Annotated in this window: 16 protein-coding genes, 1 tRNA gene, 1 pseudogene and 1 riboswitch; of the genes and pseudogenes, 14 read left to right on the top strand and 4 right to left on the bottom strand. The window is 36.1% G+C overall.

The annotated features are described in order from the left end of the window. Positions 1 to 43 precede the first annotated feature (43 nt). Positions 44 to 241 (bottom strand): annotated as a pseudogene (locus tag ACQKL5_RS17330) (helix-turn-helix domain-containing protein); the annotation flags it as partial. A gap of 161 nt (positions 242 to 402) precedes the next feature. Here ACQKL5_RS17330 and ACQKL5_RS17325 point away from each other — a divergent pair. The 8 genes from ACQKL5_RS17325 (at position 403) to ACQKL5_RS17290 (ending at position 8025) form a co-directional block, all read left to right on the top strand. Further along, the gene (locus ACQKL5_RS17325) at positions 403 to 636 is read left to right on the top strand and encodes a helix-turn-helix transcriptional regulator (RefSeq protein ID WP_427610144.1); all 234 of its coding nucleotides are present in this window, start codon (positions 403 to 405) and stop codon (positions 634 to 636) included. A 17-nt stretch (positions 637 to 653) separates the two neighbouring features. Then, positions 654 to 1052, top strand: coding sequence for a helix-turn-helix domain-containing protein (locus ACQKL5_RS17320; protein WP_427610143.1), 399 nt, complete (start codon positions 654 to 656; stop codon positions 1050 to 1052). Between the two features lie 36 nt (positions 1053 to 1088). Next, entirely contained in the window at positions 1089 to 3425 is a 2337-nt protein-coding gene (locus ACQKL5_RS17315; RefSeq protein ID WP_427610142.1) for a phage/plasmid primase, P4 family, read from the top strand. A gap of 357 nt (positions 3426 to 3782) precedes the next feature. Further along, positions 3783 to 4091: a hypothetical protein gene (locus tag ACQKL5_RS17310; RefSeq protein ID WP_427610141.1), complete on the top strand. Its 309-nt coding sequence runs from the start codon at positions 3783 to 3785 to the stop codon at positions 4089 to 4091. Positions 4092 to 4136: 45 nt separating this feature from the next. Continuing rightward, on the top strand, positions 4137 to 4535 hold the full coding sequence (locus tag ACQKL5_RS17305; RefSeq protein ID WP_427610140.1) for an ArpU family phage packaging/lysis transcriptional regulator: 399 nt from the start codon (positions 4137 to 4139) through the stop codon (positions 4533 to 4535). A gap of 302 nt (positions 4536 to 4837) precedes the next feature. Next, positions 4838 to 5269 carry a hypothetical protein gene (locus ACQKL5_RS17300; protein WP_427610139.1) on the top strand — a complete coding sequence of 144 codons (432 nt, stop codon included), beginning with the start codon at positions 4838 to 4840 and terminating at the stop codon, positions 5267 to 5269. 14 nt (positions 5270 to 5283) lie between these two features. Beyond that, positions 5284 to 5427, top strand: coding sequence for a hypothetical protein (locus ACQKL5_RS17295; RefSeq protein ID WP_427610138.1), 144 nt, complete (start codon positions 5284 to 5286; stop codon positions 5425 to 5427). 1125 nt (positions 5428 to 6552) lie between these two features. Further along, positions 6553 to 8025, top strand: a complete 1473-nt coding sequence (locus ACQKL5_RS17290) for a Sau3AI family type II restriction endonuclease (RefSeq protein WP_427610137.1) — start codon at positions 6553 to 6555, stop codon at positions 8023 to 8025. Positions 8026 to 8267: 242 nt separating this feature from the next. On the opposite strand, the gene ACQKL5_RS17285 is transcribed toward ACQKL5_RS17290, so the two are convergent. Beyond that, positions 8268 to 9026: a hypothetical protein gene (locus ACQKL5_RS17285; protein WP_427610136.1), complete on the bottom strand. Its 759-nt coding sequence runs from the start codon at positions 9024 to 9026 to the stop codon at positions 8268 to 8270. A gap of 302 nt (positions 9027 to 9328) precedes the next feature. Between ACQKL5_RS17285 and ACQKL5_RS17280 the strand changes: the two genes are divergently transcribed. Then, positions 9329 to 10432, top strand: a complete 1104-nt coding sequence (locus ACQKL5_RS17280; protein ID WP_427610135.1) for a S8 family peptidase — start codon at positions 9329 to 9331, stop codon at positions 10430 to 10432. A gap of 596 nt (positions 10433 to 11028) precedes the next feature. Here the strand turns inward: ACQKL5_RS17280 and ACQKL5_RS17275 are convergent. Beyond that, positions 11029 to 11985 (bottom strand): Abi family protein, encoded by a 957-nt coding sequence (locus ACQKL5_RS17275; RefSeq protein ID WP_427610134.1) that lies wholly within the window; start codon positions 11983 to 11985, stop codon positions 11029 to 11031. 206 nt (positions 11986 to 12191) lie between these two features. Next, positions 12192 to 12265: transfer RNA gene (locus tag ACQKL5_RS17270), tRNA-Arg, on the bottom strand. A 655-nt stretch (positions 12266 to 12920) separates the two neighbouring features. Between ACQKL5_RS17270 and ACQKL5_RS17265 the strand changes: the two genes are divergently transcribed. The 5 genes from ACQKL5_RS17265 to ACQKL5_RS17245 are packed head-to-tail and all read left to right on the top strand — an operon-like array spanning position 12921 to position 17132. Beyond that, on the top strand, positions 12921 to 13541 hold the full coding sequence (locus ACQKL5_RS17265; protein WP_427610133.1) for a hypothetical protein: 621 nt from the start codon (positions 12921 to 12923) through the stop codon (positions 13539 to 13541). Then, positions 13538 to 14134 carry a hypothetical protein gene (locus ACQKL5_RS17260; RefSeq protein WP_427610132.1) on the top strand — a complete coding sequence of 199 codons (597 nt, stop codon included), beginning with the start codon at positions 13538 to 13540 and terminating at the stop codon, positions 14132 to 14134. Before ACQKL5_RS17265 ends, ACQKL5_RS17260 begins: the two co-directional genes overlap by 4 nt. 12 nt (positions 14135 to 14146) lie before the next feature. Beyond that, the gene (locus ACQKL5_RS17255; RefSeq protein ID WP_427610131.1) at positions 14147 to 15277 is read left to right on the top strand and encodes an ABC transporter substrate-binding protein; all 1131 of its coding nucleotides are present in this window, start codon (positions 14147 to 14149) and stop codon (positions 15275 to 15277) included. Positions 15278 to 15291: 14 nt separating this feature from the next. Then, a complete protein-coding gene (locus tag ACQKL5_RS17250; RefSeq protein ID WP_427610130.1) occupies positions 15292 to 16290 on the top strand; it encodes a FecCD family ABC transporter permease in 999 nt (332 codons plus the stop codon). Then, complete coding sequence (locus ACQKL5_RS17245) at positions 16287 to 17132, top strand: ABC transporter ATP-binding protein (RefSeq protein ID WP_427610129.1); 846 nt, start codon at positions 16287 to 16289, stop codon at positions 17130 to 17132. The genes ACQKL5_RS17250 and ACQKL5_RS17245 overlap by 4 nt, the downstream gene beginning before the upstream one ends. Positions 17133 to 17279: 147 nt before the next feature. Then, a riboswitch (cobalamin riboswitch) is annotated at positions 17280 to 17456 on the top strand. Positions 17457 to 17613: the final 157 nt, after the last annotated feature.

The raw sequence follows: 17613 nt of genomic DNA, 5'->3' as shown, positions 1-17613 counted from the left end.
TAGGAAAAAAACTTTTTGTATAATCAACAATAAAACCTTCAGGAGACTCTACCCGGCCTAATAAGTAATCCGATGTTACATTTAAAGCATTTGCTAATGAACTCAACATTTTATTTGAAGGAGTGCTATGTTCGTTTTCATAATTTGAAATTGTTGCTTTTTTAGTACCTACTAGAGCAGCTAATTGCTCTTGGGTAAGATTCTTCATTTTACGTGCTTCCTTGATTCTTTTAGATAACATTATTTTTTCCCTCCTTATATCAATTCGTTGTTCAAGTTAATTGTACTTTATTAATGAATATAAAAAAAGTACAAATATTTCATACATTTGTATTGACAGGTAATATTTATGAATATATACTAAGTTTGTACAAGATACTTGTACTTTAAGGAGGCGTTTATATGAAGAAAAATCATGCACTGATTTATGCACGAAAAGAAAAACAACTAACTCAATTCAAGTTAGCTGTTATGATGGGATGTAAGAAAACAACTATAAGTAACTGGGAGAATGGTTATGCTAAACCAAAGTTAATTGATGCATTTAAACTATCGATAATCCTAGAAAAGAAGATAGAGGATATTTTTTTTGATTCAGATGTACAAGTTTCTCATACTTTAGAAAAGTTGAGTTGAAAGAGGGAGGAAGGAATATGGAAATTCATAAACATTATTTTTCAAAAAATCATGGAAGTAATGTAAAGGCTTTAGAAACAGTTGAGCTGGGTTTCTGTAAGGTGTGGAACCTTGAAACAGAAACCATTCAATACGTTGATGTAGCTGACTATCTTGCAGAGGATAAGGGCGTCGATGAGCATGCAAACTTAGATAACGATGTCCGTAAACCACAGTTAGTTTCAAGAACAACTCTAACTACAGATGAAGTTGCTGCTTATTTAGGGATTTCAAGAGGCCTAGTATATACATTGGTTCGTGAAAAGCGTATTCCCAGTATAAAAATAGGAAGAAGGATTTTATTCAAAATTGATTCTATTAATCGATGGATTACACAACAGGAGGAAGCGGGCCTGATAAATCACGATGCAGGATGAGAACTTTTTTAAAACAGGAGGGAGAATTAATGGATAGTGAATACGCAGCAATATAATTTTAAAAATATACCTGATGAATTAAAAGTCACTAATCAATGGGTTCTCTGGAAATCGACAGTTAGAGAAGGTAAACAAACTAAAGTTCCATTTCAAATAGATGGATCTATGGCACAGTCAAACAATAGACATACTTGGTCATCTTTCCAAACCGTTGTACATAAGTACAGGCAGGGAGGATTTGACGGTATCGGCTTTATGTTCTCAAAGGATGATCCATTCATCGGCATTGATATTGATCATTGTGTGAATAAAGGAGCTCTTACAGAACTGGCAGAGGATGTTATTGAAACAGTTCAGAGTTATACGGAATACTCTCCAAGTGGTGAGGGAATCCACATTATTGCAAAAGGGACCTTACCACTCAAAGGACCAGGTACAGGAAGGAAAAACCCTAAACTTGGATTAGAAATATATCGGCATGGTCGGTATTTCACTTTCACAGGAAATAATTTAGGAGAAACACCCGTACAGGATGGTACGGATCAATTCAAAATTCTTTTTAAAAAGTACTTAGAAGAGAAGCCGAATCCCGTAGCTAAGACCCCAATCAATGTTTCGAATCGAGAGGATATTCGCAATCTATCTAACTCTCACTTGTGGGGAAGGATGTTCAATAGTAAAAGTGGAGGCAATATTAAAGATTTATTCCAAGGTGTACTTATGAATGGAGACCATTCTTCCACAGATATGGCTTTGTGTAATCACTTAGCATTCTGGACGGACAAAGATACATCGAGAATGGATTCTATGTTTCGGGAGTCAAATTTAATTAGAGAGAAATGGGACAAGCCACATTCATCTGACGGCAGGACCTATGGTCAGATGACTATTGATATGGCAATTTCATCAACTCATAAAACAGTCTCTGATTACGAGCCAGATACGATAAAAAGAAATGTAGTTGGTAAAGAAAGTCTTAAACGAAAGCAATCATTTAATAGGACAGACTTAGGAAATTCAGAACGATTAATTTATCACCACGGTAACAATATCAGGTTTAACAATACATTTAAAAAATGGTACCTGTGGAATGAAAAGCAATGGATTGCTGATGAAACTAATCAAATACGTCAGTTAGCTAAACAAACGGTTAGGAGTATTTATAAAGAAGCTCTAGAAGAAGAGGATGGGGATGTCCGGGCGGCTATTTCAAAGCACGCAGTTCATTCTGAAGCCAGGGCAAAAATAGAATCGATGATATCTCTTGCTGAATCAGAGGTACCGATCTTACCAGAAGATTTAGATCAAAATAAATGGCTGTTCAACTGTGAAAATGGGGTCATTGACTTGAAGACTGGGAAACTATTAAAACATGATCGCAACTATTATATGAACAAAATTTCTCCTATTACTTATGATTCAAATGCTAAATGTCCATTATGGGATAAGTTTCTTCAGGATATTATGCGTGATGAGAATGGAAACATTAATTATGAGCTAATCGATTTTCTACAAAAAGCTATCGGTTATGCACTAACTGGAGAAACCACTGAGCAAGTCGTATTTTTCTTATATGGTAAAGGGAAAAACGGAAAGTCTACCTTTTTGGATACTATACGTCATTTAATGGGGGACTATGGAAAACAATCGAATACAGACAGCTTTACAGTGAAAAAAAATGATTCTGTCAGGAGCGATATTGCAACTCTTAAAGGATCTAGATTAGTAGCAGCGTCAGAAAGCGAAGAGGGTGCAAAGTTAGCTGAATCCCTAATTAAACAGTTAACTGGCATGGAACCAATTCAAGCTAGATTCCTCTATGGGAATCCATTCGAATTCGTACCACAATTTAAGATTTTCTTTACAACTAATCATAAACCGGTGATTAACGGTGATGATCTCGGAATTTGGAGAAGGATACGGTTAATACCATTTACAGTTACTATACCAGAAGAAAATCGGGATAAAAATCTTCCCGAGAAATTCTTAAAACAAGAAATATCAGGTATTCTCCGATGGGCTGTGGAAGGTTGCCTAAAGTGGCAAAAGGAAGGGTTGAAACCGCCAGATGAAATTGAAAAAGCAACAGATTTATATCGAAGTGAAATGGACACTATCGGTAGTTTTATAAATGACTTCTGCACTGTACTTGAAAGCGTAAAAACCTATTCAAAACAACTGTATATAAAATATGAAGATTGGTGCCAAGAAACAGGAGAAACGGAAATACCCAAAGTAACCTTTTACAAAAAAATCGAAGAACGAGGATTTAGAAAAAAGAAGGATAATAAAGGGTTTTACTTTCAAGGAATTGGTATCCGATCTTCTTTTGAATACTATTCTTCTCCATCTATAGAAAGAAAGAAAATATAGAGTGAAAAAGTGAAAAAGTGATTCAAAAAAAGAAAAGTTTCTATAGGAAAAAATAAAATAAAAAGTTTCCGAAATTAAAGCTGTTTTTTCACTTTTTCACTTATTAATTTTACGAGGTGAATTATGGTTCTTAAGAAAGAAAAGCCACCAGTGCTATTAGCAATAGAAAGAGATCAGGAAGGGAATTTGAGTACCTGGTGCCCTCACTGTGGAAGGTTCCATCACCACGGAAAAGAGCAAGGTCATGTAGGAGCTCATTGCATAAATAAAAATAGTCCCTTTATGTATTCGGGATATATTTTAAAAAAAGTAAAGCTTCGGGGAAAAGAAATCATCATAAATGGAGAGTGAAACAGAGTGAAGAAGTTAAAACAGCAAATCGCAACATTTGAGCAATTACGTGGACGTATAGGCAAACAACAGACTCCATCATATTCAGAACTTCAGTTGATAAAACGTATTTTCTACGATGAGGTGAATCAAGAAAAAGGTGAAATAGTATGGGGGCTTATGTTGGTTTATCTCCTAGGCAAAGTAAAAGGGGCTGGAATGATTACATATGAAGGTATGAATCAAGTGTTTGAAAGCTGGATGATGGACGAAATGAAAAAGAAAAACGCCTCCACTACTGAGAATAGTGAAGACATTGAAAAATTAAATGTATAAATCAGTTTTTAAACCACCTGAATTATATCACGAAGGTGGGATTGTATGAAACAGGAAACTTTATCAGTTGCTGAAAAGAAAAACCTGGACGGTGCCCAATATAAGGTCTTGCAGAGGATGGTGAAGGAGCAACTAAAACTTTACCGTGCATTGAAGGTAAGGCTGCAGAACAAGCGAGAATGTGAAGCAGTTGGAGTAGGCCAGTTATTTCCTTCTATTCGTGAGAATTATATTAAGGATGATTTAAAAGTAAAACAGATTAATAGGGCTATAGTTGACGGATTAGATGCAGTGGAACGTGAAATCATTGAGCTTAAATATTTACAGCCGTCTATTCCTACAGATGTTCAGGTCTACATGGAAATGTACCTAAAAAAAGAAATCTTTTACCAGAAAAAGAAATCAGCCATTATCTCCATTGCTTATTCTTTAGGAATGATATGAAGAATGTAATTTTTCTGCTACGGAAAATAAAAAAACTGAAAAGCTCTTAAAAAATTTTAAGGAGGTGGTTAGTTTGAAATATCTTAGTTATGAAGGGGTGATCTTATGAGCAACAGATACGTCGTTAATCGTTTAGGGCATATCAATCGATTATCTTATCAGGCAAAAAAACAGGCTAAAAACTTTAAAGATAAGTCTAAGAGTAGTAAGGGAAAAAGAAAATAAATAACAAAATGATGTTGTCGCACCAGATGTTGAAGTATTGAATTGATTTTAAATAAACGATAAGGGAGATTTAGATAATGAAAATTAAGAAGGTAACTAAACCAATATCAGTAAAGGCAGAAAAGAAGCCTATTGAGGTAACTGATATTGATGTCCGTATTCCGTTAAGCGCAGAGGATTCAAAAGCACTAAATGCCTATCGGTCTTTCATCCAAGTTAATACCATGAAAGAAACTAAATTCCATGCTCTTGAGAATCGCTGGTTAATTAAGGACCTACTCGTCAAAGAAGATGATCCAGCTCATTCAACAACCGTTTTAAAATTACCTGTTAATCTACATGCACAATTATCAAGTGAAGCAAAAAAGTTCAACCTTTCTTTAAATACGTACATCAGGGCTATCTTCTACACGTTAGGAAAAGATGTGATTGAACAGAAGATGGAGAAGCGTCAATTAATCGCAACACAAATTGGGAGCACAGATATATTCCTATCGAATGTTCATTAAATCAGGATATGCGCATGTCTATGTATGAGGTATATGGTGAGGTATTTGATAATGTACTGCAACAGAAGGTTGCTAATGCCCTTCCCCATTTATTGCAGGATGAAAGGGTCGTGAAAATTTTGAAGGAGATAGATAAGCAATCCCCCCACCCACTTTAAATTCTATTTAAATTCGAGGGGACCGAGAGGGGGAACCTTTTCCAATAGAGCGACCTTTTCAAAATTCAAAAGGGGGTGTGAAAAAATGAGTGGCCCAAATTATTTGAGATATCAGTCGACTGATTATCTGGAAAACAGAAAAAAAGATTTTGACAAGTTAAACCACAATAATCTCGAACGTCGAAAAGATAAGGTGAAAAGCAAGCTGAGAAAAACACAAAATTAATTATTGACGGTAAAGAAATTCAATTTAAAAGCACGGCTGGTTCTGCCATACGATATAAAGCTAAATTCGGAAAAGATTTTTTTACGGCTGTCGCCAAGGTAACTTCACTAGAAAAACTCATAAAAATTGATGACAAGAATTTCAAACCAGAAGACTTGGATTGCACATTGTCGCAACTTTAATATTCCAACCAATATCGCGTTCCGATTGGAACACCAAGCAATAAAGCACAATAGAATGTGGAAGGAACTCCAGTGGAAAGTCTAGCAACAGCAGCAGTCAGCTTTAAGGATTCAAAATCATTAAAGTTTTCTCAATGAGTTTGGCAGTAAAAAAATGATGAAAAAATAATCCCCCACTTTGAAAAATTAAAACGGTCATCTCGGGGCCGAGGTGGGAGCTTCAGAGAATTCTCAGGTCATTTCTACATGAGGGGGGTGTGGTATCGATGAGGATCAACTACAGTAATAACATCTGTTGAAACACACCTTGTAATCTAGAGAGTGATGAAGATTCCCTTATGTATCAGAGTGTTGGAATCTTGTTCTAGAAGTAGTTAAACCAAAAGAAATTAACTATAAAGATATTTATTGTAGAAGTCTTCCACGTTTTTTTTAAAATTAAATATCAGTGAAAAATCCTGAAGTGATTTGAGCTCTTCTCTTAAATGAGAGGGGCTTGTTTTAGTCTTAAGGCTTGCTCCTTCCTCTTGTACAACTAAGCATTCGACAAAATACATTATTCCTAAAGTGGTTTTTCCAAATTGAAAAGAATAAAATTGTTTTCGCTTGGTTTTCCAATCCTTATTTTAATGCACTTAAATATGGAATTTTTTGATATTATAAGAAATGAACAAATGGAAAACCAGGAACGAAAAAAGAAAGAAGTGAAGATTGATTATGGAAAGAATAAAAAATTATGATGAAACTAATCCATTAAGTATCGAAAAATATGGTCAGCAGCTCATTGGAAAAACTTTTTTGGATGTTATAAAAGAAGCTGATTTAAATGATGAAGTCAAAATTAGTGTTATTGATAAATACGGTAATGCTAGAAGAAAAGGTGGGCTTGGTAATCTTCTTGAAGAGATTTACTTTGGTTATAAGGCCAATAGTGACCAACACGCGGATTTTTATGAAGCTGGTGTTGAACTTAAAGCCTCACCATATGAAAAATTAAGAAAGGGTAGACTGCGGGCAGGAGAACGTTTAGTTATCACTATGATAGGCTACGATAAACCTATAGACCTTGATTTTAATTCTTCCCATGTTTATGAAAAAATTAGAATTATTCTGCTAGTATATTACTTGCGTAATAAGGAATTGGGAAATAATCTTTTGTACCCAATTGAATTTGTCAAACTGTTTTCTCCGCCAGAGGAAGATTTGAAAATAATTGAAGATGACTATAAGAAGATAGTTAGTAAGATTCAACAAGGAAAAGCGCATGAATTATCCGAGGGAGATACAATGTATCTAGGGGCGTGTACAAAAGGTTCTACAGCATTAAAAAGTACAGTTCCACAGTATTATGCACCAGAAATTCCTGCACGTAGAAGAGCATTTTGCTTAAAAAATTCATATATGACATATATTTTAAACAATTATATCGTTCATAACATAGATACTTATGAATCAATTGTCCATGATGCAATTGAACTTGAAAATACAACATTTGAACAACTTATTTTTTCTAAAATTAATTCATATATTGGATATACAGATAGGGAGTTATGCAACATTTTGGGAAGAGAATATAACAATAATAAAGCTCAATGGATTGATATGGCCTATCGAATGTTGGGCATAAAATCAAATAAGGCAGAAGAGTTTGTAAAAGCAAATATTGTTGTTAAAGCTATACGTTTAGAAGAGGATGGCTCAATGAGTGAAAACAGTTCTTTACCCCAAATAAAACTCATGGATTTTGTTAATGAAGAATGGGAGGATTCAACACTTTATTCTTATTTTGAGGAAACAAGATTCTTATTTGTTGTATTCCAAAAAGATGGAGGAGGCTACAAACTTAAAGGATGTCAATTGTGGAATATGCCTCGCACAGATTTAGATGTCATTGTAAAAGCAGGGTGGGAAAATATTAGAGCAGTTGTTGCTAGTGGAATTAAACTTACAAAAAAAGAAACTGCGGCTGGCGTAATCATAAAGAATAATTTGCCGAAAAAGGGTGATAACCCTATTATTCATATTAAACCACATAGCGGAAAAAGATTTTATATTTTGGAAAGTGGTGAAGTGATAGGTGATGGATCATTTTCTGATGCAGAGGAATTACCAGATGGTGTATGGATGCAAAAACAGAGTTTCTGGATAAGTAACAGGTATATTTTAAGTCAGTTGAATAAAAACTTATAGAACTTTGATTGTTGGTACGGGAAAAATTTAATTCTAGAAGAATAAGTGATTGATGAGATTATTATGAAAAAGCAGTAAATCTGATTTTTCTCCTGGTATTGGTGTTTTAGAATCTTCTTAGAGTGTTCACCAAAAGAGGGGAAATTATATAAAAAAGCGCTCAAACTTTGGGCGCTTTTTCATCTTTTATATTTAGCTTTGTAATTAATCCATGAATACTATGAGATCTCTTTAACAAATATTCAATTTGGCAATAGTTCTTGTCGCATCTTTAACTTCAAGTCGCTTCTTAATTGATCGATTTGTTTGATTAATTCTTCATTTTTAGACAAGGGAATTCCACCTGTTATTGTACCGTACATTGAATAATTTGGGTCGTAATTTAACCATATAGTGTGAATGTTATTTAAAAGATCTCTAGCCATCTTTTCTACTTCTTCTGATAAAAATAGGACGTTAAAAAAATAATAATCATTTGCTTCAATAAATTTCTCTTCTGCTTCGTTATAATTAATTCTTTCTAATCTATAATTTATTTCAGTGATAGCTTTTTTATTTTGTGTTTCCCAGAGGCTTAATATATAGTCTATATCACTTGATGTGAAAGATTTATCTTCCATAAAAGCCTTAATGTCTTGAGTATTAACATTATTGAAATGTAATGTTCGCCGTATACCTCTTAATCTACGAACCGCTCCATTACATATTTCTAATAGTTTATAGAGTTCAGGATAGGACTCGTGTCTTTTTACCGTAAATAATTCATAGCTAGTATATAACTTATTCTGCTTATGCTTTAGGCCCTCTATTTCAAAATCAAAACTTCGTTTGTGGTCCTCTAGTTGCTTTTGAAAATCATATTTTGCGCTCTCAGTAAGTCTAGTGATTACTGTAATGTCCTCTTTAGTAGCTACATTTTTTCCTTTTTCTTTCATATAGCTTAGGAAAAATCCTATTATCCAACCTATTAATACAGATAAAGCACCTAAAAAATATTCCATGAGAACACCCCCTTCTGATACTCTGACTAGGTAATATCACTTTCCACTTAATTCTATATTAATTCTACAGAAAAAACGTTTTAAACGATTTATTTTTTTCATTCAAGAAAGAAATTCCTTCTTCATTCTGTATCATTAAGCAAAGATTAATGAAAGAGCCTTTAAACAGTTTTTTATATTGCCATATTATTAACTTGGAATATTTACAAATAAATATAAAAAATTACATAAATATGTTATTATGAAGGTTAATTTTCAAAGGATTTTTGGTTTTTATATAGAATATTAACTGAAAGTACAAGATGGAGGAGAATAATCTGAAAACCTATTTATTAAAACATAAAGAACCTAATGACTCTTTGATTTTAGATTACGTTCAAAAAAATGGCGGACGTTGTGTATACTCTTCACCTATTTTACCGATAATGGGAATCACTATTACAAACGAGTTGAAAGAAAAAATCGAAAGCTATTTTGAGTTAGATTACATAATGGAAGATCCAGTTGGCAGACTGCAAGATGTTGAGGGTACTGTAAATTCAGTACAAAGAAACACTAACAACTTACAAATTGTTCCACGGATAGATTTTCAAAGTTTGACAAAAGATAATTTAACAGGCTGGGGAACGACAGTAGCGGTATTAGATTCCGGGATTGTTAACGAAAAATGGGTTGTAGAACATCATGATTTTACTGCGTTTGGCAGTACTCCATTTATAGACCATGGAACAAAGGTTGCTAGTATTATCCGACTTGCAGCTCCCGGTTCAAAAATAATAAGCTTTAAGGTTTCCCAAGACGGGTATGTAAGTGGTACAAATGTTTTAAAAGCTATTGACTTGGCTGTAACTAAGGCCGATATAATTAATATGTCGATTGGTTTTAACAGCTCGGTAACAAAGTGCACTGAGTCGAACCCATGTACATTTTGTGAGTATGTAAATTATTATACCCAAAACTCGGATAAGTTATTTGTAGTTGCAGCGGGGAATAGAGGAGAAGAAAATAAGAAAGAAAATTTAGTTCAATGTCCAGGCAATTCTCAAGAAGCTATCACAGTTGGTGCCATCAAGCCGCATGTAGAACAGCTAGCAGATTACTCCAGTCCTGGAGTCGCAGGGATGAAAAAACCGAATATATTAACATCAGGTACAATATATTTTAATCAAATGCTTGATTACGGGACATCATTTTCAACTCCTATTATTACAGGGGTTTGTGCCACTCTATTTTCAAAACTTCAGAATAGCATACCTGATACCAAATCTTACCTTTATTCTGCAACAATAGATATAGGTTTACCAGAACATCAACAAGGATTTGGATTGTTTAACCTCGAAAAACTATTGGAGGTGTTTATTAATGATCAGAGTAATGATCAGAGTGAAGGACAAGAGCAGAGTTGATTCTTTGAGTTTGTACGGAGTAATAATTTATAATTCGCCAATCCTTAACTTGGTTACACTAGAAACAAGTGAGGAGTTCTTAGAACAAATAAAGAATGATCATAATGTATTAAGTTATGAATTAGAAGCTGAAGGGCGTTTAATGCCTGTGTAATGCCTCATGAGTTAGTTAGGCTTTAGCTTTCTATTCACATTAAATCCCTTCTGAATTCGGAAGGGCCTTTTTATTTTCCTGAGCTTTGAAGTAGACGTATTATTTGGACTTGGAAAATGGTTAGTAAACTGAGGGTATAACCAGTTTTGTTTAAAATTAAATAAAATTAATGAATAATAAAAACTGGGAATTAACTTGTGACAATTAATTTTATCTACACTAAGAGTTAAGAATATAATAGTGACAGCCTTGAGGGTGTTTTTTGTATAAGAAGGAAAGAAAATATTCAAGAAAAATTATAAAATAATCATTAAAATATTAAAAATGAAATATAAAATAAAAACACTCACTAAAAAGTGAGTGTCAACGTCCCTAAACTAAGGGTGGAGGATTCCCCCACCTGTACAAACCGGGCGAACCGATTTTTTCCTTAGATTCTATATTACTTAGGTTTGTATAGAAAGTCAATAATTTTGCTAAAGAATTTATAAACCGCAACTAACGTTTCGTTACTCGCGTAGTAATCTTTATAACGTAAACATCTGTCCAATAATAGTTTTAGCTCTTTATAGCGATTATCTTTTATTCCCTTACTTTTAACGTATTTATCGAAGACATAGAGAAGAGCTGTTAAGTCATGTGTTTTTCTATTGGAGAGCCTTTTTCTGCTTGATTCATTTGTTATGGAATCAACTTTTCTAACAAAAGAAGTTATAGTCGCTGTTGGAGAACTAAATTGTTTAATTTTAGCGATATCTATAAGAACTGGACTGTTATGCGCAGAGGAATTCCTAATGTTCTTTACATACTTAAGTACTTTTTCTAAATCCTTGTACTTACGTTTGTCCCTTGTTTTACTGTAAAATTCAACAAATTTAACAAATTTACCAAAGGTGATGATTTCGAATAGGACCCATACAGGTGGATTCACATGGTGTTTGTTATAAATTCCATAATTATAATGAGTTTCCCATTTCATTGGATGCATATAATCATCTATTGTTTCATTAGTGTACGCAAGAAAATTCCTAACAATACTATAACCATCCTCATTTGGGTTATTGGTGATATCAGACAATATTATAGTTTTAATGGAGTGTTCTATATCTAAACTCATTTGAAGCACTAAGTATCTTAGCCTCATATCAATGGTTGCTAAATCATATAGGATTCCAAACTCTAAATTATTATATTTACCATGTTTACTTTTTTCGAAATTTTTTCTATATGCAGTAATCTTATATAAATAATTCGAGTACTCTAACATCTGTCTAGCTTCTACTTTATTTATTAAATTGAACTGAATATTTTTTTCTTCTAAATGTTCTATCATTTCATCGAAAGTTAGTTTTCTTTTTTCTTTCCCAGATATTTCTCCTAATAAATCAGATTGAGACATTTTCCCCCCTCCTTTCGTAAATAAAGTTTATATTATTTTTCTAAAATTTTCTATATCTAGAGTTAGTATGAAAAAACAACTATAATCGTTATTGTTTTTCGGCAAATTTTCGGCAAAAAGATGTTTCACATGAAGAGTAAAACCGTACCAATAAAATAAAACAGCCAAAACCCATATGTAACAAGGTTTTGGCTGTTTCTCATTAGCGTCCCAGATAGGAATCGAACCTACGACCTACAGCTTAGGAGGCTGTCGCTCTATCCTGCTGAGCTACTGGGACATGTAAAGTTAACGACGACTATCTTATTATATTTGTTAAATGGAAACTTTTCAAGGTAATAGGCTCTTGTTGTGAAAATATTAATGGATACTGTTTAGATGATGTTATAATTTGGTAATGATGTAGGCGATTAATAGGGTGGGTGATGGTGAATGTCCGCGTTACGGGATAGAAGGAAGCGGTATAAAAATAATCGAGCAAAAAGAAAATCGATTATAGGGGAGTTGCTAGGCGACCTACTCTTTTATATTCCTGAATTGCTCTTTATGCCCTTTCGCGTAGTCTTCTGGTTGATAAGTAAGGCATTTAAATTATTGGATTTCACGAGTTGGTGATGTTTGACGTGACATTTACTTGTTGAAAGATGGATAGCTTTTTAAAGCATGATGGAATCGGCAAATGGCCGTCGCCCATCATGCTTTTTATTTGGAATGTTAGTTATGATTGGTTCTTTGCGAAAATCAGCATGTAAATTCCATTACTTCCTATTGGATAAAAGTTTTTATTGACGATGATAATCATTATCATTTATACTGATAAAAAAATAGATTCTATTTCAAAGTAATAAAAAATATATATTTATACCGTAAAAACAGCATTTTACAATATTTTCAATCGGAATAATATTATATCAATATAAGAAAGATGGTTGATTATGAAACCTATAGCCTATATAAGTACGGATATTCAATTTACAAGACTTAAAGACATCGATCGAGAAAATGGCTTGGTTTTTTTGCAATTGTATGATATTCCATTTGCTGATTTCTCCGCATATGCTGGGGTCATCGTGACTAATTTCGTGGAAGAGGCCTTTTTGCTTGAGCATAAAGAAATCATCGAAAATTATTTGAATGCTGGCGGCGTCATTCTTTCACAAACCGAAAATTTCCTTCCTTGGTTACCCGGTTGCGGAAATTGGATGCGTTCTCCGATTTCTTTGAAGGACCGTGAAATCCGCTTGACTGAGCCTGTACATCCTATGTTCGCAGGAATAGACCCTTATGATTTGAATTATAAAAAAGGGGTCCGTGGCTTTTTCTCAAGAGGGTATCTCGAGGCTCCAGATCATTCGGAAATAATCGTAGAAGACCAAGAAGGAAAAGCAATCATTTATATTGACCGAAAAACGACTGGCGGCACGATTGTAGCGGGTGCAGGAACGGATTTGTACCGTTTTGGAATCGAAGAAAATAGTTCGCGTGTGCTACGTCAACAAATTCTGACTTGGATACGCGAAGAGTATGAAGCAAACAAGGGGGAAACAAAGCAATGAAAGTGGCAATCTTAGATAACGGTTATAGTTTCCATCATCGTTTCTTTCAAATGGACGAGTTTGCGTATATGTATGATGATGTGCTTCAAATTCGTCAGCTCCATACATATGATTTAAGTCAATATGACACGCTAATTGTTAATGATCGGATGTCCCTAATGCTTTTAAAACGGTATCACTCCTATTTCGTGAAGTTCCTTCAAGAAGGAAAACGTCTAGTCGTTTTCGGGGAAGTGCTGGATAACTGGCTTCCGGGAGTGGACTGGGAGGAATCAGAAGTGAATTTCAGTTGGTGGGTGAAGGAGCATGGAGATTTACCTTTACTAGCTGAAAATACAGATCATCCTTTATATCAGCATGTATCCCTATCAGATATGAAGTGGCATTACCATGGGACGTTCAAAGTTCCGGAAGGGGCAAAATCACTTGTGAATACGCCTGACGGTCGCTCGATCATCTACACCGATGATGTGTCTTATAAAGGAGAATTGATCATTACCACCCTTGATCCAATATTCCACATTGGACTTGGATTCATCGACCAATCAAAACCATTCCTACATGGGATGGCAAAGTGGCTTAGAGAAGGATAAGGAGGAAGTTTTATGAAGAAGAGATGGACGATGATAGCGGCAACCACTGCGATGGTCGCTTTAATTACAGGCTGTGGAAACTCTGAGGATAATACGAAAGGCAATACTTCAGACAAACAGACGACAGCAGAGGAAAAAGTCATTCAAGATCAACTTGGTCGTGATGTAACGGTGCCAGGTAAAGTGGAACGTATTGCGGTCGGTGGCATCCTTCCCTACTTCTCAACTTGGTATGTAGCGACAAATTCGACGAAGGAAGTTGTCGGTTTACATCCTAATGCATATAATGCCGCAGAAAACTCGATTCTTGCTGACATGTCACCGGATATTTTAAAGGCAGATACATCATTCATCAAAAATGGCGAAGTGAACGTGGAAGAACTGATGAAAGTCAATCCGCAACTTTACTTTGAAAAAGCACAGGACCAAAAAACCATTAACAAATTAGAAGATGCTGGCGTTTCTGTAGTGGCACTCAATCCAATTGAGGCAGCGGCTGCGGAACCATTGGCTACCTTTAATAGTTGGTTGGAGCTGACGGGTGAAATCACCGGAACTACTGAGAGAACGGACAAGTTCTTGAAAAAAGGCAAAGCCGTTCAAGCGGAATTGAATAAGAAATTAGAGGGCATTAAGAAAAAAGACAAGCCTAGAGCATTGATCCTCTATCAGCACAGTGATAAAAGCATCATGGTCGGAGGTAAGAATTTCTTTAGTAACCAATGGTTAAATGCCACAGGAGCTTACGATATTGCCGCAGAAGAGGTTACAGGAACAAAAGAAGTGAATATGGAACAAATCTACAAATGGAATCCTGATATCATTTACATTACGAATTTCACGACAACACAGCCTGAAGATCTAACAAAGAATAAGGTAAACGGACAGGACTGGAGTCAGGTGAGGGCTGTACAAGAAGGAAATGTATATAAAATCCCACTGGGTATTTATAGATGGTTCCCACCAAGTGGCGATGCTCCTCTTATGTTAAAATGGATGGCTCAGAAAAATCATCCCGAGTTATTCGATTATGATATGAAAGATGAAATCACAGATTATTACTCGGAGTTCTACGATTATGATGTAACGGAAGAACAAGTAGAGAACATTCTTCACCCATCTTCTGAAGCCGCAAAACAGTAAAGTAGGGAATGAAAATGAAAAAATGGAAAACGATCCTCTTCTGGATCTTGCCCGTTGCGATGGTTCTCCTGTCATTGAGCATAGGTCGTTATGGAATGGATTTAGGGACTCAAATTAAAATATTGTTTTCAACCGTGTTTCCAATTGAACCAACATGGACACAGATGGAAGAAACAGTGGTCCTTCAAATTCGTCTGCCGCGAATTTTACTGGCCCTATTAATCGGTGCCGGTTTATCCATTGCAGGCGCATCCTTCCAAGGGATGTTTGGTAACCCGCTGGTCAGTCCAGATATCTTAGGTGTGTCTGCGGGTGCTGGGTTCGGTGCATCGCTTGGAATCTTATTGATGGGACATGGCTTTGCCTCACAAGTTTTGGCACTTGGCTGTGGTCTAGCGGCCATCGTTTTCACGTTCATAATCAGCGGCAAAAAAGATTCACCGGTCTTCATGCTTGTATTGGCTGGGGTCGTCACCTCCGCCCTTTTCCAAGCGTTGATTTCGTTGATTAAATTCGTCGCCGACCCTGAGGAGAAGCTGCCAGCCATTACATACTGGTTAATGGGAAGCCTTGGAACGGCCACATACAAGGATCTATATGTGGGCGGGCCAATTATCCTTGTTGGCATCTTGATCTTGTATTCACTACGCTGGAGAATCAATCTACTGACCTTGCCTGAGGATGAGGCAAAATCGCTAGGTATCCCGGTCACTAGATTGAAGTGGACAGTCATTCTTGGTGCGACGCTAATTACCGCTTCTTCTGTAGCGATAGCCGGTATCATCGGCTGGGTAGGTTTGATTATCCCCCATGTGGCAAGGATGCTTGTCGGGAACAACAACCAGCTTGTCCTCCCGGTATCCCTATCGATTGGTGGCGCTTATTTACTACTGATAGATAACCTGGCTCGTTCTGTAACGGCTACGGAAATCCCACTATCGATATTGACAGCCATTATCGGCGCACCATTCTTTGCAATTCTACTTAGAAAGACAGGAGGTGGGTGGTCATGAAAATCGAGGTGCGGGGAGGAAATTTTTTCTATGCAAAAAAAAGAGAGAAAGCTCCTTTCCTTTACCAGACCGACATTGACTTTTCGTTGAATGATGGAGAGATCATGGCGATCCTTGGTCCGAACGGTGCAGGAAAGACTACGATGTTAAAATGCATCACCGGCCTCCTGGAATGGAAAAAAGGTCAAACGTTGATTGACGGTAAACCACTTACTGCGCTATCACGCAAAACAATCTGGAAACGAATCGGGTATGTTCCACAGGCGCATAAGATGGTTTTCGGATTCACTCTTGAGGAATTGGTTATTATGGGGAGGGCACCCTATATCAGTACGCTGTCCCAGCCTTCTGCAAAAGATCGGGAGGCGGCCATCGCCGCTCTTGAAATGGTTGGCATTGCCCATCTTGCCAAAAAGTCCTGTAACTCTGTCAGTGGTGGGGAATTGCAACTGGCCTTGATTGCTCGGACGCTGGTGTCTGATCCGGATGTATTGATTCTCGATGAGCCGGAGTCGCATCTTGATATTCAGAAGCAAATCGTCATTTTACAGACCCTAAAGCGGTTATCGCAAGAGAAGAACATTTCTTGTATTATAAACACCCATTATCCGAACCACGCATTCTACTTGGCAGACCATGTTTTGATGACTGCCAAGGAAAAACGAGTGGTATATGGAGAGGTCCGTGAAGTGATGACGGAAGCCCGGATGAAAGAGTACTTCGGAATTGAGATGAAGAAAATCATTTACGAGGAAGAAGACGACTTTTTGATTGAAACAATGGTGCCGAAAGATCTAGGTCTTTTACGTGATCAAAGTACATGCCGTTTTAATAACTTTTAATCGAGAAAGAAGGTAGCCAAACCGATTGGTTGCCTTCTTTTTGTTTTCGAAAATGATTGGAATCTAATGAAAGGTAGTTTGAGAGTAATCAGAAATATCATATAATACGTTTTCCGAAATAGTGTATAATGAAAGGCAGTGAAATTATATACATATGAACGATTTGGTGTCTGAAAAGACTTGAAAGGGAAGTTGGTGAAATACCAACGCGGTCGCGCCACTGTAAATGGGAGTAAACGGACGAATGCCACTGTATGAATGTATGGGAAGGCGCCGTTAACAATGACCATGAGCCAGGAGACCTGCCAAAATTCGTACACCGGTTACCTACGCGGATAGGGAGGTGTGTGGCAGAGCTATGCGTCCGTATTTGTGCCATACAAGCATCTTCCGTTTTAATGGGGGATGTTTTTTTGTATGCCTGGGACAGTACATACAACCCATTGTAGAAGGTTAAGAATGAGCTATTTTAAAAGAAAAT

Origin of the sequence: Peribacillus sp. NPDC097675, assembly GCF_050277655.1 — a bacterium.
Lineage (GTDB): Bacteria > Bacillota > Bacilli > Bacillales > DSM-1321 > Peribacillus.
This window is presented reverse-complemented; position numbering and strand designations above follow the sequence as displayed.

Bases quoted from the DNA above. Each gene is read 5' to 3' on its own strand.
- ACQKL5_RS17325 (WP_427610144.1), top strand. From the start codon at position 403: ATGAAGAAAAATCATGCACTGATTTATGCACGAAAAGAAAAACAACTA.
- ACQKL5_RS17320 (WP_427610143.1), top strand. From the start codon at position 654: ATGGAAATTCATAAACATTATTTTTCAAAAAATCATGGAAGTAATGTA.
- ACQKL5_RS17305 (WP_427610140.1), top strand. From the start codon at position 4,137: ATGAAACAGGAAACTTTATCAGTTGCTGAAAAGAAAAACCTGGACGGT.
- ACQKL5_RS17300 (WP_427610139.1), top strand. From the start codon at position 4,838: ATGAAAATTAAGAAGGTAACTAAACCAATATCAGTAAAGGCAGAAAAG.
- ACQKL5_RS17295 (WP_427610138.1), top strand. From the start codon at position 5,284: ATGTCTATGTATGAGGTATATGGTGAGGTATTTGATAATGTACTGCAA.
- ACQKL5_RS17290 (WP_427610137.1), top strand. From the start codon at position 6,553: ATGGAAAGAATAAAAAATTATGATGAAACTAATCCATTAAGTATCGAA.
- ACQKL5_RS17285 (WP_427610136.1), bottom strand. From the start codon at position 9,026: ATGGAATATTTTTTAGGTGCTTTATCTGTATTAATAGGTTGGATAATA.
- ACQKL5_RS17280 (WP_427610135.1), top strand. From the start codon at position 9,329: ATGGAGGAGAATAATCTGAAAACCTATTTATTAAAACATAAAGAACCT.
- ACQKL5_RS17275 (WP_427610134.1), bottom strand. From the start codon at position 11,985: ATGTCTCAATCTGATTTATTAGGAGAAATATCTGGGAAAGAAAAAAGA.
- ACQKL5_RS17265 (WP_427610133.1), top strand. From the start codon at position 12,921: ATGAAACCTATAGCCTATATAAGTACGGATATTCAATTTACAAGACTT.
- ACQKL5_RS17260 (WP_427610132.1), top strand. From the start codon at position 13,538: ATGAAAGTGGCAATCTTAGATAACGGTTATAGTTTCCATCATCGTTTC.
- ACQKL5_RS17255 (WP_427610131.1), top strand. From the start codon at position 14,147: ATGAAGAAGAGATGGACGATGATAGCGGCAACCACTGCGATGGTCGCT.
- ACQKL5_RS17250 (WP_427610130.1), top strand. From the start codon at position 15,292: ATGAAAAAATGGAAAACGATCCTCTTCTGGATCTTGCCCGTTGCGATG.
- ACQKL5_RS17245 (WP_427610129.1), top strand. From the start codon at position 16,287: ATGAAAATCGAGGTGCGGGGAGGAAATTTTTTCTATGCAAAAAAAAGA.